Consider the following 20,671-nt stretch of genomic DNA (forward strand, 5'->3'; position numbering starts at 1 on the left):
TTCCCAAATTCCGTTTATTTTCTAGTTTTGATTGCTATTATACCATTTTTTCCGAAAGAAAAAAACTCTTACCCTTAAGATAGAAGATTTTTTCATAAGAAAAAGAGCACTTGGCTCTTTTCTGTTTTATTCTTTTGAAGAACTGCTTGAGCTTGAATCTCCACCACCGATGTATTGAGTGAAGATATTTTGGAAGGCTTGATCTTTAACCTTGATATTGGCTGCTTGCAATTCTTTTCCGATAATACTTTGAACAAATGATGCGTCGTTTTGTTTTTGAGTTAAGATAACAGTTTTTAATTTTTCTTTGTAATCGTCAATATTAGATGATTTTTCTGTTTTCTTAATGAGTTTTACAATGTAATATTGGCTGCTGTATGCTTGTGTTCCAGTAACACTAATCACATCAGAAACACCGTTTACATCTAAAGCAAAAGCTGCTTTCTTAACTGGATCTGGTACTTCTGTTGAAGCAGAATCAAAAGTGATTTCTCCACCATTCGCTTTAGTTTTCTCATCTGTTGAATTATCTTTAGCTAATTGAGCAAAGTCTGCATCACTAGCTTTGGCTTTTTCAAGAATTTCTTTGGCCTTGTCTTCATTGTCCAAACGGATAATTTGAGCAGTCACATCTGGAGTGTACTCGTCAAAAGCCTTCTTATAAGCATCATCTGTCAATTCAGCTTCTGCTGCTTTCTTAACTGCCAACTCAACCAATTTACTTGTACGAATTTGAGCTTTACGTGTTTCAAGAGTCATTCCTGCTTGCGATAAGACACGTTGGTAGTTCTCACCATATTGTTTCTCTTCTTCGGCAATAGTATCGTTGACTTCTTTGTCATCTACTTCTGAGCCATATTGCTTCTCAAATACTTTTTGGATGGTCATGTTCAACAAGACTTGTTGTGCTGAAGGGTTGCTTTTCACTTGCTCATAAAATTGATGTTCTGTGATGACATCCCCTTTCATGCTGATAAGGTCTGCCCCTTCTGAACCTTTCGAACAAGCTGCTAAAGTTGCTACTGATAATAGTGTAATGGCACCTGCCAATAGTTTTTTCTTCATGTCTACTCCTTTGAGATAAGTGTTACCCTATCTATTTTACTATATTTTCTTAAATTTTTCTGAAAATCATTCGCTGTCAGGCAATTGAACATCTGCTACATTTTTACGAAGCATGAGAATGCCGTCCCCCAGAGGTACTAGTGTTGCGGTGAGTCCTGGATTGTCTAAGGTTGCATCAAATAGTCTTTGAAGTCCTCTGTAAATAGTTCGCTGTCCTCGACGAACTTCCATAATGTCCTTGGCAACATCACCACCTTGAAAAATATCATCCAAGACAACCACACCACCGACTTCCAAATGTTTGAGGATTTCTGGCAGAAAGACGATGTATTTAGACTTGGCTGAATCCATAAAGACGAAATCATAGGACTCTGTCAAGGTAGATAAGATATCTACCGCATCTCCTTCTAGGAGCGTGATTTGCTTGCGACTGTCAAACTGGGCAAAATTTTCCTTGGCAAAACCAATCATTTCTGGATTGCGGTCAATGGTTGTAATCTTGGCCTTTGGCGCATGTTCCGCCATCAAGAGGGCTGAAAAACCGATAGCCGTCCCAATTTCCAGAATGTTTTTAGGTTGTATGGTTTCCATGAGAAAACGGAAATAAGCAACCGTTTCATGGGGAATAATGGGAATATTTTCCTTGCGGGCAAAGTCTTCCAATTCTTTCAAAGATCCTGTGACTTGCTTTTGGCGCTGACGCATCAAGTCTACAATTTCTTCCTTGACGACAGGACGACGCATGTTATGGTTAGCATTTTTACTATACGATTCAACCATCTTATGCCAATCCCAATTTTTCAACAAGGGCTTCAAACTCATTCAAACGACGTTCAAAGACTGCAAAGGCATCGTTGAGATAGTCTTCCTTCTCCATATCAACACCAGCTTTTCTCATGACATTAAGTGGATAGTCAGACTTACCTGCCTTGAGATAGTCGATATAGCGGTCACGGTCTTCTTGACTACCATGGACAATCTTTTCAGCCAGAGCTGAGGCTGCTGCAAAGCCAGTTGAATATTGGTATACATAGTAGTTATAGTAGAAGTGTGGAATGCGAGCCCACTCGTATTGGATTTCAGGATTGTCTTCCTTACTCAAACCATAATACTCTTGGTTCAAGTCTGCGTAGAGTTTATTTAGGAAATCACTTGTCAAGACTTCACCATTTTGATCCGCTTGGTGAATCGCGTGTTCAAACTCAGCAAATTGAGTTTGGCGGAAAACTGTTCCACGGAAACCATCTAGGAAGTTATTGAGAATAGCAAAGCGCGTTGCATCATCTTCCACTTCTTCCAATAATTTCTCCGTCAAGATATTTTCATTGGTAGTTGATGCAATCTCAGCCAAGAAGATAGAATAATCTCCGTAAACATAAGGCTGAGTTTCACGAGTATAGCTTGAATGCATACTGTGACCTGTTTCATGAACAAGGGTGAAGAGATTGTCTAGATTGTCCTGCCAGTTGAGAAGCATGAAGGCATTGGTATCGTAAGAACCACCAGAGTAGGCTCCTGAACGCTTGCCTTGGTTTTCGTAAACATCAATCCAACGCTCGCTGAAGGCACGTTTAACACGGCTCAAGTAATCCTCACCCAAGACTGCCAAGGCATCTTCTGCTTTTTTCAAGGCTTCTTGGTAGGTAAAACTATATTCAACAGATGAAAGTGGTGTGTAGACATCGTACATCTTGAGGTCTGAAATTCCCAAGATTTTTGAACGAAGTTCAAGGTAACGATGCAAGAGTGGCAAATGCTTGCGAACTGCTGCTACCAAATTGTCATAAACACTCTCTGGAACAAAATTCGCAGCGAGGGCTGCATGACGAGCACTCTTATAGTTGCGAACTTTGGCACGGTAGTTTTGCACCTTAACATTGGTTTGCAAGGTTTTGGCATAGGTATGTTGGAATTGTTCATAAGTCGCATAAAGTGCTTGATAGGCACCACGACGCACCTCACGATTTTTAGACTCCATCAAACGTGTGTAAGTCCCATGAGAGAGCTGAACTTCTTTACCATCATCGTCAAGGACATAAGGGAACACAATATCCGCATTGTCCAAGATAGCGAAGGTTTCACTTGCCGAACCAAAGATTTCTCCAGCTCCAGCCAATAATTCTTCTTCACGTTGTGATAGAACGTGTTCCTTGCCTTGTAAAAGCTTGTCAAAATAGTGTTGATAAACCTGCAATTTTGGTTGAGCCTCTAAAAAGTCAGCATACTGCTCTTCACTAATCTCCATAAATTCAGGCTCATAGAATGAAAAGGCTTGGTCTAGCTGGCTGTAGAGAGTCATTGCCTTGGCATAGTACTCTTGGTACTTAGCTTCACGAGTATCCTGATCATTCTTCATATGAGCATAGACGTAAAGCTTCTCCATCTGGCGTTCCATTTCAAGAGAAAATTCAGTAATTTCTAGTAGGCTATCCGCGCTATCCAAGAGATGACCTTCATACTGGCTTACTTTCTCCAGTTGTTCTGTTAAATCTTTTAAGGCTTCTTCCCAAGCCTGGTCAGTTGGGTAGATCGTTGATAGATCCCATTTATCTTTTTCATTTATTTCATGTCTTTGTAATACCATTAGATTCCTCCATCCTTTCTATTCTACCATATTTTTCAAGAAATATTGCTGATAAAAGGCTGGTGGATAGAGCTTTTGCCAATCATTTTGAGGATTTTTTTGGTAATAGATTTGAAAATACTGATAATAGCTGGTCAAATCTTGCTCAATTTGGCAAAACTCACCTACTAGTGGTCGAATTTGTGGATACCATTCTTTTAACTCATAAGTCAGGATATTTTCTCCCTTTTGATAGGCTTCTGCTTGTTCTTTCATCCAAAAGGGATTTTGATAATAAAGTTGCTGTCGGATATAGCGACAGATGTCCTTGTCCTGAGAAACTGTAAAATGAGATATTTTTTGTTTCTTATAGGGAAGGCGTAATATCTCCAGTAGACTATCTTGTCCATAAGGAAATTCCTTGATTTGATAATGGAGTTTACGTCGGAGATCCTGGTGAATCAGGTATTTGAGTCTTAAAACCTGTTTTTCCTTGTCTACTTCCCAAACATAAAAGCCCATGTTTTGACTGAAATAGAGAAAACCTTCTTGCAGACGAGTCAAACGCTCCTTGAGCCACAGTTTTTCTCCCAACAACCACAGTACTTGGTAACCCTGACCACGATAGCCCTCACTACGCTCTTTAAGAACTTTTTGAGGCAAGGGACTACATTGAACCTCTAAAGCTAGATTGCCATTTACAAATACATCCGCAATCTGTTTAAGCTCTGGAAGAGGGTATTCTAATTGCACCTCAGCCTCTGTTTTCAACCAGTGATAAAGTGATTTTTTATTTTCTAGGTGTTCTGGACTTTCATTTTCAGAGGAAAAATCACAGTCTTTTAAGGTTTTGTGGGCAAAATGAGTCCGGACACTTGGTCCTTGACGCAAACGGAGCTGACATCCACAAGCTGGGCAGGTGTATGCTTGCTTCTCAAGTTTATCCTCTAACACATTTACCAATTCTCCCCTAGAATCTCTCGCAACAAACATGATTTCCCTCCTTTTCTATACTATTCGTAAAAAAGAAAAAAGACCAGGAAATTTCCTAATCTTCATTCATGTTTATTTGATTTTCTTAGCTAGCATGGTCGCAAAGCGTAGTTGAATACGATTGCCATTCTCATCGCGACGGTGAAGATGGCCAGGATTTTCATTGTACTTAACCAATTCCCAGTCCTTGTAATAGTTTGCCAATTCTCCTTCTTTAAAGGTGAATGGGAAGTTCACAGAGCAAGGATAATCCTCCGTGTCCATAGCACAAACGATAAGATTGTAACCACCAACACTGGTTTTCTCCTGCATATTTTGAATAATAGCTGGAATGCGGTCCGCTTGTAGAAACATGAGAACAACAGTTGATACGATAAAATCATATTCTTGCCCAATGCTGGCTGAATTGATATCGTAGAGACCAACAGGCATGTCCAAATCTTCTTGCTCCACAATGCTTTGCAAGATTTCAAGAGATAATTCATTTTGATCTACAGCTGTCACATCAAAACCTTGCTGGGCTAGAAAGAGTGCATTACGGCCTTGACCACAGCCCAAATCTAAGGCTTTCCCTGGTTTTACTGTCTGCATAGCCTCTAAGACCTCTGAATGAACCCGATTGGTATTGTATTTTTTAGGGAAATAATCCTCAGGTTTACAATAAAATTCCAAATACCATTCCACATCGTCTGTTACAGCCTCCACTCGGTGCCAGGCTTGTGGTTGTGCCATGGGATTCTCAGCCCCTGCTTCAAAGAGGTGCTCAGCTAAAACCTCACCATATTCTGTCAATTCAATAAACTTGAGAGTTCCCTTCAAAACAGTAATTTTCCCCCAAGTCCCAACCTTGGTATTGTGTTTCTGCTGAACAGCCTCTGGCATGGTTTCTTTAGTCCACAAAGGCATACGTTTATAGGCAACTAGTTTTTCCATCTTCATTTCCTCTTTTTATCGCTGATTAACAGCTTTCATAACACGCGCGATGTCGCGGTTTTGCTCACGTCGTTTGATAGACTCCCGTTTATCATAGTCATGCTTCCCTTTAGCTAAACCTAAAAGGAGTTTAGCGTAACCATCTTTGATATAGACCTTAAGGGGAACCAGGGTCATTCCTGTTCCTTTAGTCTCTTGTTCTAATTTTTGGATTTGTTTCTTATGGAGCAGGAGTTTACGACGACGTTCTGGTTCTTGGTTCCAGATATTGCCCTCTTCGTAAGGAGCAATATGAACATTGCTCAACCAGACCTCCCCATTTTTTACTTGGGCAAAGCCATCCTTGAGATTGATTCGAGCAGCTCGTACACTCTTGATTTCAGTTCCTGTCAGGACCATCCCTGCCTCTAGCGTATCTACGATTGTATAGTCGTGGCGCGCCTTTTTATTTTGTGCGACGACCTTTCCCTCGCCCTTTGCCATGCTTAGCTCCTTTCTTAGCTACTTCCTTATAAAAAGGATTCTTTCCTTTTTTCTTCTTGTCTTTTTGTGAATGCTTGCGCTTATCATTTGAGCGTCCTGATTTTCTCTTATCTTCCTTCTTATCTGAACGACGACTTGAACCACGCCCCCTGTCACTGCGATTAGACTGTTTTAAGCCTTTTTCAATCACATCAAACTCACTTGGGATATATGAGAAGTCAATTTCACCCGTCATCTTGTCGGCTCTTTCAACTCGGATACGAATCTGTTGCCCTACACGGAAGGTTGTTCCTGATTTTTCTCCACGAAGAGTCAAATCACGTTCGTTGAAATGATAAAATTCAGGTAAATTAGTGATGTGAATCAAGCCTTCAACTGTGTTTGGCAATTCGACAAAGAGACCAAACTTGACAATGCTGGACACAACCGCATCGTACTCTTCACCCACGTATTCTTCCATGTACTCAGCCTTTTTCATGGCTTCGACTTCACGCTCGGCCTCGATAGCTCGACGCTCACGGTTGGAAGACTGGGTCGCAATCTCTGGAATCACTTGCTCAAAATGCTCTGCTATTTCCTTAGAACTGCCGTAATCCCGAATCATACGGTGAACAAGAAGGTCTGGATAACGACGAATCGGACTAGTAAAGTGAGTGTAATAATCAGCCGCTAGACCATAATGCCCGTGATTGTGCTCCGAATAGCGAGCCTGCTGCATAGAACGAAGAAGCATCATGGATAATACATCCGCATAAGGCTCTCCCTCAACAGCACGCATGATGTCTTGGAGGGCCTCCTGGCTAATCTCACTGGCAGTCCCATAAATGCGCAAGCCAAAGCTCGAAGCATAATCAATAAACTTCTGAACCTTTTCAGCCTTGGGCTCCTCGTGGATTCGATAAATAAAAGGCAAATCCAGCTTACTAAAATGCTCAGCAACTGTTTCATTGGCCATCAACATGAAAGACTCAATCATGCGCTCGGCAATGCCACGCTGACGAAGAACGATATCAACAGGCTTACCCTGTTTATCCACTAAAATCTTAGCTTCATTGGTATCAAAATTGAGGGCTCCACGTTTCACACGCATGTTTTCTAAAGTTTCATGAAGCTTGGCCATAAGTTCGATACTAGGAACAATTTTCTGATAGTCTTGCCGCTTTTCCTCGTCGCCAGCTAGGATATCATTGACATCACTATAGGTCATACGGAAGCTTGTCTTGATAACCGTTTGTGTGATGGTGTAGTTGACTACACGACCATGTTTATCAATCTCCATAATGGCAGATTGGGTCAGGCGGTCAACTTGAGGATTGAGAGAGCAGATGCCATTTGACAAACGCTCTGGAAGCATTGGCACCACGCGGTCTGTCACATAAACAGAAGTCGCACGATTAAGGGCTTCCTTGTCAAGAGCTGAACCCTCAGTCACATAATAGGAAACATCGGCGATGTGAACCCCCAGCTCCAGATTGCCATTTTTCAGAGCCTTGATATGCACTGCATCGTCCAAGTCCTTGGCATCCGCACCGTCAATGGTAAAGGTAATTTCATCCCTCAAATCCAGACGGCCTTCCATATCCTTTTGAGACGGAGCATCAGGAACACTTTCTGCTTCCTTGACAACAGCTTCTGGAAACTCGGATACAATGTCCATAGACTCCAAAACCTCAAGGACATCAATTCCAACATCCGTTGAATGCCCCACCACATCGAGAACACTTGCGACAAAGAAATCATGTTTCTTGCTTGGGTATTTATCGATAAAGACCTTGAGAACTTCGGTTCCCTCCAGTTTAAGGGCTGGTTTCTTAACATAAATCGGTTGACTGATTTTCTGATTTTTCGAACGGATGTAGCCTGCATACTTAGGCTTTTCCTGATCAAGAACGATTTGACCGACAACAGTTGTCAAACTGTGTTCTAAGATATCGATAATTTTTGCTTCCGCTGCTGTTCCCTTATTGCGGTCAGCGACTTTCTTGATGACGACCTCAACGGTATCGCCATCAATGGCGTAGTTAACATCGTTTTTTCCTACAAAAAGGTCGTCCTCCTCGCCTTCTAGGCTGACAAAACCAAAGCCATTTTTATGGGCATGAAAAATTCCCTTGAGGGTAATCTCATGTTTTTTCTTGGCTTCCAAGGTCAGACTGCCATCTTCTTCAAAGCGAATCTGGTGCTTTCTTTCCATTAAGGACAAGGTTTTAATCAACTCACGAAAATCCTTGGACTTGTCTTTTCCCAAAGCCTGAGCCAAGTCATTGACAGTCACCTTTCCCTTGTCTTGTAAATATTCTTTTATTCTATCTTTCATATTTTCTTTCTAGATTTTTTAATTTTCTTTTACTGTAAAACCTTCTCAAACATCCTTTAAAAATAAAAAGAGGCAAAGACCTAGTCCTGCCCATTATTTTCTTATCTACTTGATAATACCGTCAATGCTAAGGCAATGGCTAGCCAGAAAAAGACTAAAATCCCCGTCAAACGCTGCATTACAGCTTCGAAACCGCGTGCTTTACTGCGTTCAAACAAATCACCTGAGCTGGCATCAAATACATTGCTGGATTGGTTTTTGGTTGGTTGCATGAAAATCGCAATCACAATCACAACAGATAATACTAATAAAATGGTTAATAATAGGTTATACATATCAAACTCCTTAAAATCCCTATTATTTTACCATAAAATCTACTTAGATTCAAGATGTAGGGTTACTTTTCTTTCCTTGGGACAATACTTTAAAACCTCAATCTTGTCTGGATGGGTTTTTGAGTTTTTACTGGTTAGGTAATTGATACTACCACAAGAGGAGCATTTGAGATTAATTTTTACTCGCACTAGATTTCCTTTACTTTTAATAATGTTCGAAATTGAATCAGGTTAAAGAGACAACTAAAGGCAACACAAAGGCTTGTCGCATAAAAGACAGCATGGTAGCCAAATTGACCTGCTACTGCAGAACCTGCCATAGGCCCAACGACACCTCCCAGATAAAAGAATACCTGATTGAAGGCAAAGACCCTCGAAATACCAGCTTTGGGTGTCATCTTACTGAGAAGGGCATTAACTCCAGGAATCAGGGCACCGGTCCCCAAGCCAAAGAGGAAACGATAAAGTCCTAGTTGAAGGGGGCTAGAGGCATTGGCACAGAGGAGATAGATGATGACTGAATAAAACTGGGCTACAACCAAGAGGCGATGATTCCCCACCTTGTCACCTAGCTTGCCCATGACTCCTGCACTCATCATGCTGGAAAAGCCCATACTGGACACAATCAAACCAGAGACAAAAAGAAGATTCTCTGTCTGCCCTAAGTCACGTACATAAAGAGCTAAAATAGGGCCGATTGATTGGGCTGAAAATTGGATGACAAAACTGGTCAGAAAGAGGTTAACCAAGAGATAGGGGTATTTAACTGAGGTAAACAATTCCTTTGTTGGAATAACCTTTTCCTTGGCTACTGGTTTAAAATCTTCCTTGATAAAGCAAATAGTCAAAATAGCAGCTAAAAATAGAAAACTACCAACCAGTAAGAAAACCGTACGAATGCCAAATAATTCCGCGATAAAGCCACCAATAAAAGGACCAGTTAGAGTACCTGCAACTACGCCTGTAGACAGAGTACCTAAGGCAGAGCCTGATTTCTCCTTGGGAACCTGACTGGCTATCAGGGCCGTTGCATTGGGAACAAATCCTGCAAATAGACCATTCAGTAAACGAAGAAAGATTAACCAATAAATATTTGGCACAAAGGCCAAGCCTCCCATAGTGATAGTCATGGCAAGCCCAGCCCGAATCATCATGGGTTTCCGACCGTATTTGTCAGCCAGAATGCCCCAGATAGGAGAAAAGAGGGCCGCGGAAATAGCAGAGACAGAAATTGCTAAGCCTGCATAAAAAGCGACTTGCTCACTCTCAACACCTAGATTTTCCACAAAGATGGGCATAAAAGGCACAACCAAAGAAATACTAGCTCCTGTCAGAAAATTACCAAACCAGGCAATGCGCAGATTATCCTTCCAGTTAATCTCTGTCATCTTGCTTACCTCCCTCAAGCAGGGAGACCACCTGATTAAGAAGCTGGTTCTGATTTCCATTATTGTCTAGAACATGGCTAGCCAAACCTTTCTTTTTCTCTAAAGGCCACTGGGCTGCCAGACGAGGCTCAGCTTCATCCTTGGATAACTGATCCCTTTTCATTAAGCGTTCAACTTGGACATCTCTGTCCACATATACCAACCACGTCTCATCAAACCAAGCGCTGTAGTCCTGCTCAAAAAGCAAGGGGATATCCATGAAAAAGATAGCTTCTGTCTGAACCAACTGGTCTCTCAAGGCAGCCAACTCTTCACGAATAATCTCCCCTTGAGTTATCCTAGACCATTCTTGCTCATCAGGATTTGAAAAGATGAGACTAGCTAGGAGAGGGCGATTGAGTTCTCCATTTTCAAGGATGATTTCTTGCCCAAAGTGCTGGACTAGAGCCTTAAACAGACGACCGCCAGGTTTCTGGAGTTGGTGGACGACTGCGTCGGCATCCGCTACTTGAAAGCCTTGCTTTCTTAGAAAATTTGTCACGGTTGACTTACCAGAGGCAATTCCTCCTGTGATTCCGATGATTTTCCCCATCAGCTCCTCCTTTGGCAGTTTGGACAAAAGTGGGTGCCTCGTCCACCTAGTTGGATTTTCTCAATGATGGTGCCACAACGTGAACATTCTTGACCAGCCTTGTCATAGACTTGATGAAAATCCTGCATGGTTCCATCTTCCCCAAAGGCATTGGTATAGGTCCGAATGGTGGAACCACCTTTTTCAACAGCCTGTCCCAATACAGCAATGGTCTGGTCATGAATAGCTGTCGCTTCTGCTGATGTCAAAGTCTGGGAAGGTCTTGCTGGATGAACCTGAGCTCGCCAGAGAACCTCATCCACATAGATATTGCCAAGTCCAGCTACCAAAGTCTGGTCTAAAAGATGGGATTTGATAGGCTTTTTGGACTTGGATAGGGCAGCTTGAAAGACCTGCGCATCAAAGTCTTGTTCGCTTGGTTCAGGACCTAATTTTTTAGAAATAAAGTAGGCTTCCAAAAGGTCAGGAGCCAAGAGTTCCATGGTTCCAAACTTGCGTACATCCTCATAAACAAGCGTGCCACCATCTTCAAACTGAAAGAAAACATGGGCATGCTTGCGTTCAGGAACCTGGTCTGGATAATAAAAATACTTGCCTTCCATTCGCAGATGGGAAATCATGACCTTGTCTGTCAGGTAGAAAAGTAAATATTTACCACGACGTCCCATTGACTCAACAACTTGACCAGGCACTTCCTTGCGAAACTCATCCAAATCTGTCTTAATCATCTTGGGATAGCGAATTTCTATACTCGAAATCTTCTTTCCCAAAATCAATTTTTCCAAGCTACGTCGAACAGTTTCAACCTCAGGTAATTCAGGCATAAGTCCTCCTTCTGTAAAAACAAGAAGCAGGCATGAGCCCACCTCTACTTAGTATTCTTTTTCATTATAGCCAAAGTCAGCCAAATCTAGCTTTTTATCGCGCCAGTTTTTCTTGACCTTGACCCAGGTTTCTAGGAAGACCTTGTCTCCTAGCATGAGTTCGATATCACGACGGGCCATACTACCAATTTTCTTAAGCATAGCACCACCTTTACCGATGATAATCCCTTTTTGGCTATCTCGCTCGACCATAATGGTTGCACGGATATGGACCTTATCTGTCTCTTCATCTCGTTTCATAGAATCCACAACTACTGCTACCGAATGCGGAATCTCTTCACGAGTTAGATGCAAGACTTTCTCGCGAACCATTTCTGAAACCAAGAAACGTTCTGGATGGTCTGTGATTTGGTCAGCTGGGAAATATTGGAACCCTTCGTCCAGATTTTCACTCAAAATATCCACTAGACGAGAGACGTTATTTCCCTGAAGGGCTGAGATAGGGACAATCTCCTTAAATTCCATTTGGTTACGGAAATCATCAATCTGAGACAAAAGCTGGTCTGGGTGAACCCTATCGATCTTGTTCACCACCAAAATCACAGGAACCTTGGCAGCCTTGAGACGCTCGATAATCATGTCGTCCCCTTTACCACGCGCTTCATCCGCAGGCACCATAAAAAGAACAGTATCCACTTCACGAAGGGTGCTGTAGGCAGATTCAACCATGAAATCTCCAAGAGCTGTTTTAGGCTTGTGAATCCCTGGTGTGTCGATAAAGACGATTTGTTCCTTATCAGTCGTGTAAATTCCCATGATTTTGTTGCGCGTTGTCTGCGCCTTGTCACTCATGATGGCAATCTTTTGCCCCATGACATGATTTAAAAAAGTTGACTTCCCAACATTGGGACGTCCTAAAATGGCTACAAAGCCTGATTTAAAAGTCATAATTTCCTCTTACTGTTTAAAATAATAAATCCCAGATTCGTGGGAGAAAAATCAATGCGCCTGTTAAGGCTGCAAAAAGAGAGACTACTAATACCGCGCCAGCCGCCATATCCTTGGCATTTTTAGCCAGCATGGAAAAGTGATAGTGACTGGCCAAATCCACCACATTTTCAATAGCAGAGTTGATAATTTCAAAAGCTACTACCAAGAAAATGCTCAATAGGAGAAAGAGCCATTCGATTCGTGACACCTGAAAAACAAAACCTGTAAGAATGACTACAAGAGCCGTCACTGCATGTTTTCGCATATTGCGTTCTTCCTTGATGGCAGTAAAAATTCCTGTGAGGGCAAATTCTAAACTGGATATCAGGTCACGATTTTTCCATTTTCGTTTATTGTCTTGTGAGTCCATAGGCTGTCAAAATTTCTTCTTGTAAACTGAACATCTCCGCTTCTTCTTCCGGAGTGTAGTGATCATAGCCGTTGATATGTAAAAAGCCGTGTACTGCCAAGAAGCCCATCTCACGCTCAAAGCTGTGACCGTATTCCTCGGCCTGCTCATGTGCCTTATCGATAGAGATGAACAATTCCCCAATATAGGCATCAAACTCAGACATCATCTCTGCTAATTCTGGATTTTCAAGCAAATCTTCTTCGTCAAAGGCAATTTCCAACTCTGGTTTATATTCAAGGCTGATGACATCTGTCGGACGGTCGGTGTCACGGTACTCCAGATTGAGTTCATGACTACGTTCATTGGTCACAAAGGTAACTGCCATCTCCTTGTCTTCTTTGCCTAATTTTTGGGCTGCAAATTCCAAAATTTCTTGGGTTTGTTGCAACATTTCTTTTGAAACTTGACCAGTTTCATCTACCATTTCAATATACATGTGCTTCTCGTTTCTCTTTACTTGGCTTTATTATACCACATTTCCATGATTTTATTCTACCTTTTTGATATAATACTATGGAATACAATCACAAGGAGAGAACGATGTCATTTGACGGATTTTTTTTACACCACATGGTTGAGGAATTGAGAAGAGAGTTAGTGAACGGTCGTATCCAGAAAATCAATCAGCCTTTTGAACAAGAATTAGTCTTGCAAATCCGTAGCAATCGCCAAAGTCATCGCCTGCTCCTTTCTGCCCATCCAGTTTTTGGACGCATTCAGCTGACCCAAACGACTTTTGAAAATCCAGCTCAACCTTCCACCTTTATCATGGTTTTGAGAAAGTATTTGCAGGGTGCCCTGATTGAGTCGATTGAGCAAGTGGAAAATGACCGTATTGTGGAAATTACGGTTTCTAATAAAAACGAGATTGGAGACCATATTCAGGCTACCTTGATTATCGAAATTATGGGGAAACACAGTAATATTCTACTGGTCGATAAAAGCAGTCATAAAATCCTCGAAGTTATCAAACATGTTGGCTTTTCACAAAATAGCTACCGTACCTTGCTTCCTGGATCGACCTATATCGCTCCGCCAAGTACGGAATCTCTTAATCCTTTTACTATCAAGTACGAGAAACTCTTTGAAATCCTGCAAACACAGGAAACGACAGCTAAAAATCTTCAAAGCCTCTTTCAAGGTCTGGGACGCGATACGGCAAATGAATTGGAAAACATTCTGGTTAGTGATAAACTATCTACTTTCCGTAACTTTTTCAATCAAGAAACCAAGCCATGCTTGACTGAGACTTCCTTCAGCCCAGTTCCTTTTGCAAATCAGGTGGGAGAGCCTTTTGCCAGTCTTTCTGATTTGTTGGACACCTACTATAAGGATAAGGCTGAGCGCGACCGCGTAAAACAGCAAGCCAGTGAACTCATTCGTCGTGTTGAAAATGAACTTCAAAAAAATCGACATAAGCTAAAAAAACAGGAAAAAGAGTTACTAGCAACAGACAATGCTGAAGAATTTCGCCAAAAAGGAGAATTGCTGACAACCTTCCTCCACCAAGTGCCTAACGATCAAAACCAGGTTATCCTAGACAACTACTATACCAACCAACCTATCACGATTGCGCTTGATAAGGCTCTGACTCCCAACCAGAATGCCCAACGCTATTTTAAACGGTATCAGAAACTCAAAGAAGCTGTCAAATACTTGACTGATCTGATTGAAGAAACAAAGGCAACCATTCTCTATCTGGAAAGTGTGGAAACTGTTCTCAACCAAGCTAGGCTGGAAGAAATCGCTGAAATTCGTGAAGAATTGATTCAAACAGGTTTTATCCGTAGAAGACAACGGGAGAAAATCCAGAAACGCAAAAAACCAGAACAATATCTAGCAAGCGATGGCAAAACCATCATCTATGTCGGCCGAAACAACCTACAAAACGAGGAGCTAACCTTTAAAATGGCCCGCAAGGAGGAACTTTGGTTCCATGCCAAGGACATTCCTGGAAGCCACGTTGTCATCTCAGGCAACCTAGATCCATCTGATGAAGTCAAAACAGACGCAGCAGAACTTGCAGCCTACTTCTCTCAAGGTCGCCTGTCAAATCTGGTGCAGGTAGATATGATTGAAGTCAAGAAACTCAACAAACCAACTGGCGGAAAACCAGGCTTTGTCACTTACACAGGACAAAAGACCCTCCGTGTCACACCAGACCCCGAAAAAATCTCATCCATGAAAAAATCCTGATTTTACTTGAAATCAGGATTTTTAACTTACTATTCACTCAAATCATATCCAATTATAGGACTAATCTTTGCCACCTAGTTTCTCATTGATTTTCATCATCACACTAGCAATTTTTTCACCCCAATAAGGGTCTGATGCATATTCCACATTCATACCAGATGCCTTGTTTCCAAGGAAAGTTCTACCCCTATCGATATAATTTTCCTTAATCCACTTGGTTGCACCTAAAATTCCCTTATCCACATCATCAAATGTCTTGGCAGAAAGGTAAGGAGTCGTATCATAGGCTGTAATTCCAAAGAAATTATTCTTATCTTTGGCAATCTTACTTCGTCCCCAGTCACTTTCTAAAGCACTATGGGCAAGGAGGTAAAGGGCATTGATATGGTAATGTTCTTCGGCTTCCTTAAAGGTAGCTCCCTTATTTTCCAAGAGACTATTGTCAATATTTAACAGACTAAATACCTTATCCAAATCTTCAGCACTATAGTTTGTAGCCTCTGTCAAATCTTTAAAAAGGAAGGGATTTTCAAGGTTAAAACCATCAAAATGCAGTCCATCTGCCGAATAATATTTCTTGCCTACTTTCATATCAGAAAGATGAGTAGATACTGGGATGCTAGCATTCTGAGCCACATAGTGATAAAAACGATGTCCATCACTCTCATAATAAGGGATAAAATCCTTGCTAGCATCTAGTGCTTGTAAATCTTCTGTTTTCATATAGCCTGACAAACCAGAAATAGTAATAGCCAAGCGCTTGTCATCACTTTTTCTATCCTTATCTAGCCAAACAACACTACCTTGCGATATATAGGAGAGCTTTTCACCATCTGCATTATAGACATTTGCTGTGACAGGTACTACTTGATAATAAGCAGCATTTTCATTTGTAGCTTTTTCTCCAAGCCATTTACCGTCGCTTCCAAGCTGATGACCATCAATAGTCTCATTTTTTGCCATGTAGCCACCGGATTTGAAGTAGTACCAGGCTTGACTTTTAGAATCGTATACCCATTCTTTATCAGCCATTTTGCCATCAGATTTTAGATAAAACCATGACTCCTTATCCAAAATCCATTCATTGGCTGCCATATAGCCACCGGATTTTAGATAATAATAGTGACCATTTTCGAAAATCCATTCTTTATCAGCATGATTTCCATTTTCTTTGATATAAAACCAAGATTGGTATTGTTTGTCAAAAAGCCAACCTTGCTGTACTTTAGCACCACTAGCACTCACATAAGCCTGTTCAATCCACTGACTTGTCAGTAAATAACCACCTGATTTGAAATAATAGTCCTTACCCTTGATTTGGAGCCATTCTTTCTCTGCGTGTTGTCCATCTGCTTTGATATAAAACCAAGCATCATATTGAGAATCATAGACCCAGTCTTCTATTACCTTGGCACCTGTAGCACCGACATAGGAAGCTCCTAGCCAAGCATTTCTTTTCATCTTTCCATCTTGGTCAAGATAATAGAGGACTCCCTTGTCTTCTATCCATTCTGACTTGGCCATATAGCCACCAAATTTGAGGTAAAAATAGTCGTCACCTTGCTTTAGCCATTCATTTTCAGCATAGTTGGCATCTTCTTTTATATAAAACCAAGATTGATAGTGAGCATCAAAAATCCACTCATTAGCTGCTTGATTCCCATCTGCTTTCAGGTATTGTTTTCCTTGCCAAGTACCATCACTAGCCATTGCACTCTCTGGTCTGGCTAAGAAAAATAGCAGAGCTAAAAAAACAAATCTCAATTTCTTCATAAACTTTCTTCCTCTGTTCTTTCTATTTTATTGTATCAAAATTCTCTATAATCAATATTACAAACTGATAAAAAATCAAGAACAGATTGATTGCAGTTTACCTCAGAGACTCTTTTACTTCCTTGCGTAGATTTTCTAGACTGCTGATACCATATTTATCCATAACCTTTGGTAAATTTTCGATAATATCAGGACAGGCGTAAGGATTGGTAAAGTTGGCTGTTCCAACTCCTATAGCAGATGCTCCAGCCAGATACATTTCTAGGGCAGCTTCAGCCGAATCCACTCCTCCCATTCCAATGATAGGCAGGTCTGTTGTTTGGGCGACTTGGCGGATAAGTTTGAGGGCTACTGGAAAGACTGCTGGACCAGACATTCCACCTGTTCCATTGGCCAAGATTAGTTTTCTGGTTTTGAGGTCAAAACGCATTCCAACCAGAGTATTAATCATAGTCAAGCCACTTGCTCCTGCATCCTCTGCTGCCTTTGCGACAGTAACGATATCGGTCACACTAGGGGTTAATTTGACATAAACTGGCACATCAGAGGCTTCCACAGCTGCTTTCACCACATCATAAGCTAAATCTGGATCTTGACCAATCAAGAGTCCATGATTACAGTGATCTACGTTGGGACAAGAAATATTGAGCTCAATAGCCTTCACATTAGTTGCCTTGGAAATACCATGAGAAACAGCCGCATACTCTTGTTTTGAAAAACCAGCTACATTGGCAATAATAGGAAGATTTGGATATTCTCTTTCCAACCAAGGTAGCTTTTCAGCCAAAACAACTTCCAAACCAGGATTTTGCAAACCGATTGCATTAAGCATACCAGCGGGTGTTTCTGCCACCCTTGGAGTTGGATTGCCAAAACGGGGTTCAAGAGTTGTCGCCTTGATCATAATAGAACCCAAAAGGTCTAAATCATAGTACTTGGCATACTCTTGACCAAAACCAAAACAGCCTGATGCTGGAATAATCGGATTTTTCAAATCCAAACCAGGTAGAGAAACTTGTAAACGATTTGTAGTCATAATTTTCTCCTTATAATACAACTGTTCCTGTACGGAAAACAGGGCCATCTTCACAGACGCGTTGGCTGACCGTCTCGCTTTCTGGCACTTTTAGGACGCAGGCATAGCAAGCCCCCATCCCACAAGCCATACGAGATTCTAGAGATAGATAGGCTCTTGGGTGGTCATAAAAGGTTTGATTGATATACTTCATCATTCCAGGCGCCCCACATGAGTAAACAGCATCAAACTGACTGTCTAAATCATTAATGACGACGGAAACATTGCCCTTAATACCATAAGAACCATCATCTGTCGTTACAAAGACTTGACTATATTGGGCTAATTCTTTTTCAAGGATAACAGCAGCCTTATTAGCAAATCCGAGAACTGTCACTACTTTCACACCACGCGCATGCAATTCCTTGGCCACCTCAAGCAAGGGTGGGACACCAATCCCCCCTCCAACTAAGAGAATCTGGCTCTGCTCATCTAGGTCAGACAAGTCAAATCCATTTCCCTGAGGTCCCATCACATCAAGAGTATCTCCCTGACTTAAGGTTGAAAAAATAGCTGTACCAGCACCTTCAATCCGATAAATGAGGTGACACTGCTTCTTTACCTTATCAATAGACGAAATTGAAATAGGACGACGCAAAAGATGGGCATCATCAGGCACGCGCAGATGTAGAAATTGACCTGCTCGCATGGCTTCAACCATTTCCCCTTCTAGGACTAATTCAAAGATTGCTGGCGCGATTTCCTCCTGTGCAACCACCTTCATGGTTTCCAAACGAATGGCACCCAAACGTTTCTTACATGTGGGATTCATGACTTTTCCTCCTTAAATTTTAAGGGGATCAGATAAAGAAAAGACCTTGCTAGTGCAAGGCCTCAGTTAAAATCGTACAAGACAAGAGAGCACACTCAAAAAGTCTCCTCTAGAAAATTGTACTATTCTTTTATCTGACACCTTGTGAGTCTCTCTGGACTCCCCTTAAAGGTTAAATTTTTATTAGTATACTCTTTCAGCTAAAAAAAGTCAAGTAGAAAACGAACATTCTACTTGACCTCACGAGATTATTTTTCACGAATGACTTCGACCTTGTAGCCATCAGGGTCTTTTACAAAGTAATAGTTAGGTGCAGTTCCTGGTAGACCATTTGGCTCAGTCACTTCATATCCTTTTGCACTATGCTCTTGATGAAGCGCCTCAAGATCAGGTGTACTGAGGGCGATATGGGCAAATCCATCTCCAACCACATAAGGACCATGATCGTAGTTATAAGTCAACTCCAACTCATAGTCATCACCCTCAAGACCTAGATAGACAATCGTGAAGGCATGGTCTGGAAAATCTCTGCGACGCAATTCTTTAAAACCAAAAGCATCTTGATAAAATGCGATTGATTTTTCAAGATTTTCTACTCGCAAGCAAGTGTGTAGCATTTTTGAAGCCATATTTTTCTCCTTTATTTTCAAAAAGACTGGGACAATCCTGTTCCAGTCTTATCTGTTATTATTTACCAAGTTTTGCTTTCGCTGCATCTGCAAGAGCTGTGAAAGCTGCTGCATCGTTAACAGCCAAGTCAGCAAGCATTTTACGGTTAACTTCGATCTCAGCCAATTTCAAACCATGCATCAATTGTGAGTATGAAAGTCCGTTCATACGAGCTGCCGCATTGATACGAGTGATCCACAATTTGCGGAAGTCACGTTTTTTCTGACGACGGTCACGGTATGCATAGTAGTAAGAGTTCATTACTTGTTCTTTTGCAGTACGGAACAAGATGTGTTTAGCTCCATAGTAACCTTTTGCTAATTTAAGAATACGTTTACGACGTTTGCGTGATACAACGCCACCTTTAACACGTGCCATGTTTTATTTCCTCCAAATATTTCCTAGAATTGTTTACTTACTGTTAGGCTATTATTTCAAGCGAGTAAGCATTGCTTTGATACGTTTGTAATCTCCTGAATGCACCATAGATGCTTTACGAAGATGACGACGTTGTTTCTTAGTTTTTCCGTGGAAACGGTGAGAAGTGTAAGCACGGAAACGTTTAAGTCCACCAGAACCTGTACGTTTGAAACGTTTAGCTGATGCGCGGTGTGTTTTTTGTTTTGGCATGATTTTTTCTCCTTTATTTAACTTTCTGACAATTATTTTTTGTCAGTCGCTGGCGCCAATTGCATGAACATTTGACGTCCATCCATTTTAGCACGTTGTTCGATGATGGCAATATCTTGAGTTGCTTCAGCAAACTCGGCTAAAACTTTTGCACCAATCTCTTTATGGGTAATCATACGACCCTTAAAGCGAATAGATACCTTAACTTTATTTCCTTTTTCAAGGAATTTGCGTGCATTGCGAAGTTTTGTATCAAAGTCACCCTTGTCAATAGTTGGACTTAGACGAACTTCTTTCACAGTAACAACACTTTGTTTTTTACGTTGTTCTTTTTGCTTCTTCTGGTACTCAAACTTGAACTTACCGTAGTCCATAATTTTTGCAACAGGCGGTTTGGCTTGGGGTTGAATCAATACTAGATCAACATTAGCGTTATCAGCCAAAGCTTGTGCTTCACTGAGTGGCTTGATGCCTAGCTGTTCTCCTTCAAGACCAATCAAGCGAACTTCACGTACACGAATCTCATCATTGATGAATAAGTCTTGCTTTGCTATGGTTTTCACCTCTTTTGTTTTATTAGAGAAAAACAATAGCGGACTCGTAAATATACAAGCCCGCACGTTATGATAGCGTTTCTTAGAAACTTTTCATCCGTAGGGCC

Annotated in this window: 23 protein-coding genes and 1 other annotated feature (1 of these 24 cut by a window edge); of the genes, 1 reads left to right on the forward strand and 22 read right to left on the reverse strand. The window is 41.3% G+C overall.

What is annotated here, in order from left to right; all coding sequences use genetic code 11:
- Positions 1 to 126 precede the first annotated feature (126 nt).
- The 15 genes from prsA to ybeY form a co-directional block, all read right to left on the reverse strand.
- Positions 127 to 1,065, reverse strand: coding sequence for a peptidylprolyl isomerase PrsA (gene prsA, locus B7703_RS09010; RefSeq protein WP_084924513.1), 939 nt, complete (start codon positions 1,063 to 1,065; stop codon positions 127 to 129).
- Between the two features lie 66 nt (positions 1,066 to 1,131).
- The gene (locus tag B7703_RS09015) at positions 1,132 to 1,845 is read right to left on the reverse strand and encodes an O-methyltransferase (RefSeq protein ID WP_084924626.1); all 714 of its coding nucleotides are present in this window, start codon (positions 1,843 to 1,845) and stop codon (positions 1,132 to 1,134) included.
- A gap of 1 nt (position 1,846) precedes the next feature.
- A complete protein-coding gene (pepF, locus tag B7703_RS09020; protein WP_084924515.1) occupies positions 1,847 to 3,649 on the reverse strand; it encodes an oligoendopeptidase F in 1,803 nt (600 codons plus the stop codon).
- An 18-nt stretch (positions 3,650 to 3,667) separates the two neighbouring features.
- On the reverse strand, positions 3,668 to 4,621 hold the full coding sequence (locus B7703_RS09025; protein WP_084924517.1) for a competence protein CoiA: 954 nt from the start codon (positions 4,619 to 4,621) through the stop codon (positions 3,668 to 3,670).
- A 72-nt stretch (positions 4,622 to 4,693) separates the two neighbouring features.
- Positions 4,694 to 5,554 carry an SAM-dependent methyltransferase TehB gene (gene tehB / locus B7703_RS09030; protein ID WP_000413779.1) on the reverse strand — a complete coding sequence of 287 codons (861 nt, stop codon included), beginning with the start codon at positions 5,552 to 5,554 and terminating at the stop codon, positions 4,694 to 4,696.
- Positions 5,555 to 5,569: 15 nt separating this feature from the next.
- The gene (smpB, locus tag B7703_RS09035; protein ID WP_001051750.1) at positions 5,570 to 6,037 is read right to left on the reverse strand and encodes an SsrA-binding protein SmpB; all 468 of its coding nucleotides are present in this window, start codon (positions 6,035 to 6,037) and stop codon (positions 5,570 to 5,572) included.
- A complete protein-coding gene (gene rnr, locus B7703_RS09040) occupies positions 6,000 to 8,354 on the reverse strand; it encodes a ribonuclease R (protein ID WP_084924518.1) in 2,355 nt (784 codons plus the stop codon). Before rnr ends, smpB begins: the two co-directional genes overlap by 38 nt.
- A gap of 101 nt (positions 8,355 to 8,455) precedes the next feature.
- Positions 8,456 to 8,689 carry a preprotein translocase subunit SecG gene (gene secG, locus B7703_RS09045; RefSeq protein WP_000282517.1) on the reverse strand — a complete coding sequence of 78 codons (234 nt, stop codon included), beginning with the start codon at positions 8,687 to 8,689 and terminating at the stop codon, positions 8,456 to 8,458.
- A 39-nt stretch (positions 8,690 to 8,728) separates the two neighbouring features.
- Positions 8,729 to 8,878: a 50S ribosomal protein L33 gene (gene rpmG / locus B7703_RS09050; protein WP_001809104.1), complete on the reverse strand. Its 150-nt coding sequence runs from the start codon at positions 8,876 to 8,878 to the stop codon at positions 8,729 to 8,731.
- Positions 8,878 to 10,077 carry a multidrug efflux MFS transporter PmrA gene (locus tag B7703_RS09055; protein ID WP_084924520.1) on the reverse strand — a complete coding sequence of 400 codons (1,200 nt, stop codon included), beginning with the start codon at positions 10,075 to 10,077 and terminating at the stop codon, positions 8,878 to 8,880. The genes rpmG and B7703_RS09055 overlap by 1 nt, the downstream gene beginning before the upstream one ends.
- A complete protein-coding gene (gene coaE, locus B7703_RS09060) occupies positions 10,064 to 10,669 on the reverse strand; it encodes a dephospho-CoA kinase (protein ID WP_084924521.1) in 606 nt (201 codons plus the stop codon). Before coaE ends, B7703_RS09055 begins: the two co-directional genes overlap by 14 nt.
- Positions 10,669 to 11,493 carry a DNA-formamidopyrimidine glycosylase gene (gene mutM, locus B7703_RS09065; RefSeq protein ID WP_084924523.1) on the reverse strand — a complete coding sequence of 275 codons (825 nt, stop codon included), beginning with the start codon at positions 11,491 to 11,493 and terminating at the stop codon, positions 10,669 to 10,671. Before mutM ends, coaE begins: the two co-directional genes overlap by 1 nt.
- A 48-nt stretch (positions 11,494 to 11,541) precedes the next feature.
- Positions 11,542 to 12,441, reverse strand: a complete 900-nt coding sequence (gene era, locus B7703_RS09070) for a GTPase Era (RefSeq protein ID WP_084924524.1) — start codon at positions 12,439 to 12,441, stop codon at positions 11,542 to 11,544.
- A gap of 16 nt (positions 12,442 to 12,457) precedes the next feature.
- Positions 12,458 to 12,853: a diacylglycerol kinase family protein gene (locus B7703_RS09075; protein ID WP_084924526.1), complete on the reverse strand. Its 396-nt coding sequence runs from the start codon at positions 12,851 to 12,853 to the stop codon at positions 12,458 to 12,460.
- Positions 12,834 to 13,331 carry an rRNA maturation RNase YbeY gene (gene ybeY / locus B7703_RS09080; RefSeq protein WP_084924528.1) on the reverse strand — a complete coding sequence of 166 codons (498 nt, stop codon included), beginning with the start codon at positions 13,329 to 13,331 and terminating at the stop codon, positions 12,834 to 12,836. Before ybeY ends, B7703_RS09075 begins: the two co-directional genes overlap by 20 nt.
- 104 nt (positions 13,332 to 13,435) lie before the next feature.
- Between ybeY and pavA the strand changes: the two genes are divergently transcribed.
- Positions 13,436 to 15,091: an Rqc2 family fibronectin-binding protein PavA gene (gene pavA / locus B7703_RS09085; RefSeq protein ID WP_084924529.1), complete on the forward strand. Its 1,656-nt coding sequence runs from the start codon at positions 13,436 to 13,438 to the stop codon at positions 15,089 to 15,091.
- 60 nt (positions 15,092 to 15,151) lie between these two features.
- Here pavA and B7703_RS09090 read toward each other — a convergent pair whose 3' ends face one another.
- The 7 genes from B7703_RS09090 to infC all read right to left on the reverse strand — a co-directional run bounded on the left by B7703_RS09090 (position 15,152) and on the right by infC (position 20,573).
- Positions 15,152 to 16,864 (reverse strand): glucosaminidase domain-containing protein, encoded by a 1,713-nt coding sequence (locus B7703_RS09090; RefSeq protein ID WP_084924531.1) that lies wholly within the window; start codon positions 16,862 to 16,864, stop codon positions 15,152 to 15,154.
- A gap of 97 nt (positions 16,865 to 16,961) precedes the next feature.
- Entirely contained in the window at positions 16,962 to 17,948 is a 987-nt protein-coding gene (locus tag B7703_RS09095; RefSeq protein ID WP_192851977.1) for a dihydroorotate dehydrogenase, read from the reverse strand.
- Entirely contained in the window at positions 17,911 to 18,711 is an 801-nt protein-coding gene (locus B7703_RS09100) for a dihydroorotate dehydrogenase electron transfer subunit (RefSeq protein ID WP_049515202.1), read from the reverse strand. Before B7703_RS09100 ends, B7703_RS09095 begins: the two co-directional genes overlap by 38 nt.
- Positions 18,712 to 18,959: 248 nt before the next feature.
- Positions 18,960 to 19,340: a lactoylglutathione lyase gene (gene gloA / locus B7703_RS09105; RefSeq protein ID WP_000157153.1), complete on the reverse strand. Its 381-nt coding sequence runs from the start codon at positions 19,338 to 19,340 to the stop codon at positions 18,960 to 18,962.
- A 58-nt stretch (positions 19,341 to 19,398) separates the two neighbouring features.
- Complete coding sequence (gene rplT, locus B7703_RS09110; protein ID WP_000124834.1) at positions 19,399 to 19,758, reverse strand: 50S ribosomal protein L20; 360 nt, start codon at positions 19,756 to 19,758, stop codon at positions 19,399 to 19,401.
- Positions 19,759 to 19,809: 51 nt separating this feature from the next.
- A complete protein-coding gene (gene rpmI / locus B7703_RS09115) occupies positions 19,810 to 20,010 on the reverse strand; it encodes a 50S ribosomal protein L35 (protein ID WP_001125943.1) in 201 nt (66 codons plus the stop codon).
- Between the two features lie 32 nt (positions 20,011 to 20,042).
- Positions 20,043 to 20,573, reverse strand: a complete 531-nt coding sequence (gene infC / locus B7703_RS09120; protein ID WP_000848180.1) for a translation initiation factor IF-3 — start codon at positions 20,571 to 20,573, stop codon at positions 20,043 to 20,045.
- A 15-nt stretch (positions 20,574 to 20,588) separates the two neighbouring features.
- Positions 20,589 to 20,671: a sequence feature (ribosomal protein L20 leader region), on the reverse strand (it continues 49 nt past the right edge of the window).

Source organism: Streptococcus mitis (genome assembly GCF_002096735.1).
Classification (GTDB): domain Bacteria; phylum Bacillota; class Bacilli; order Lactobacillales; family Streptococcaceae; genus Streptococcus; species Streptococcus mitis_CZ.

Excerpts from the sequence above, each read along its gene's own strand:
- secG (WP_000282517.1), bottom strand. The coding sequence starts at position 8,689 with ATGTATAACCTATTATTAACCATTTTATTAGTATTATCTGTTGTGATT.
- B7703_RS09095 (WP_192851977.1), bottom strand. The coding sequence starts at position 17,948 with ATGGCCCTGTTTTCCGTACAGGAACAGTTGTATTATAAGGAGAAAATT.
- rnr (WP_084924518.1), bottom strand. The coding sequence starts at position 8,354 with ATGAAAGATAGAATAAAAGAATATTTACAAGACAAGGGAAAGGTGACT.
- B7703_RS09015 (WP_084924626.1), bottom strand. The coding sequence starts at position 1,845 with ATGGTTGAATCGTATAGTAAAAATGCTAACCATAACATGCGTCGTCCT.
- B7703_RS09090 (WP_084924531.1), bottom strand. The coding sequence starts at position 16,864 with ATGAAGAAATTGAGATTTGTTTTTTTAGCTCTGCTATTTTTCTTAGCC.
- ybeY (WP_084924528.1), bottom strand. The coding sequence starts at position 13,331 with ATGTATATTGAAATGGTAGATGAAACTGGTCAAGTTTCAAAAGAAATG.
- mutM (WP_084924523.1), bottom strand. The coding sequence starts at position 11,493 with ATGCCTGAATTACCTGAGGTTGAAACTGTTCGACGTAGCTTGGAAAAA.
- smpB (WP_001051750.1), bottom strand. The coding sequence starts at position 6,037 with ATGGCAAAGGGCGAGGGAAAGGTCGTCGCACAAAATAAAAAGGCGCGC.
- rpmI (WP_001125943.1), bottom strand. The coding sequence starts at position 20,010 with ATGCCAAAACAAAAAACACACCGCGCATCAGCTAAACGTTTCAAACGT.
- rplT (WP_000124834.1), bottom strand. The coding sequence starts at position 19,758 with ATGGCACGTGTTAAAGGTGGCGTTGTATCACGCAAACGTCGTAAACGT.
- gloA (WP_000157153.1), bottom strand. The coding sequence starts at position 19,340 with ATGGCTTCAAAAATGCTACACACTTGCTTGCGAGTAGAAAATCTTGAA.
- coaE (WP_084924521.1), bottom strand. The coding sequence starts at position 10,669 with ATGGGGAAAATCATCGGAATCACAGGAGGAATTGCCTCTGGTAAGTCA.
- B7703_RS09100 (WP_049515202.1), bottom strand. The coding sequence starts at position 18,711 with ATGAATCCCACATGTAAGAAACGTTTGGGTGCCATTCGTTTGGAAACC.
- pavA (WP_084924529.1), top strand. The coding sequence starts at position 13,436 with ATGTCATTTGACGGATTTTTTTTACACCACATGGTTGAGGAATTGAGA.
- B7703_RS09025 (WP_084924517.1), bottom strand. The coding sequence starts at position 4,621 with ATGTTTGTTGCGAGAGATTCTAGGGGAGAATTGGTAAATGTGTTAGAG.
- pepF (WP_084924515.1), bottom strand. The coding sequence starts at position 3,649 with ATGGTATTACAAAGACATGAAATAAATGAAAAAGATAAATGGGATCTA.
- tehB (WP_000413779.1), bottom strand. The coding sequence starts at position 5,554 with ATGGAAAAACTAGTTGCCTATAAACGTATGCCTTTGTGGACTAAAGAA.
- era (WP_084924524.1), bottom strand. The coding sequence starts at position 12,441 with ATGACTTTTAAATCAGGCTTTGTAGCCATTTTAGGACGTCCCAATGTT.
- prsA (WP_084924513.1), bottom strand. The coding sequence starts at position 1,065 with ATGAAGAAAAAACTATTGGCAGGTGCCATTACACTATTATCAGTAGCA.
- B7703_RS09075 (WP_084924526.1), bottom strand. The coding sequence starts at position 12,853 with ATGGACTCACAAGACAATAAACGAAAATGGAAAAATCGTGACCTGATA.
- B7703_RS09055 (WP_084924520.1), bottom strand. The coding sequence starts at position 10,077 with ATGACAGAGATTAACTGGAAGGATAATCTGCGCATTGCCTGGTTTGGT.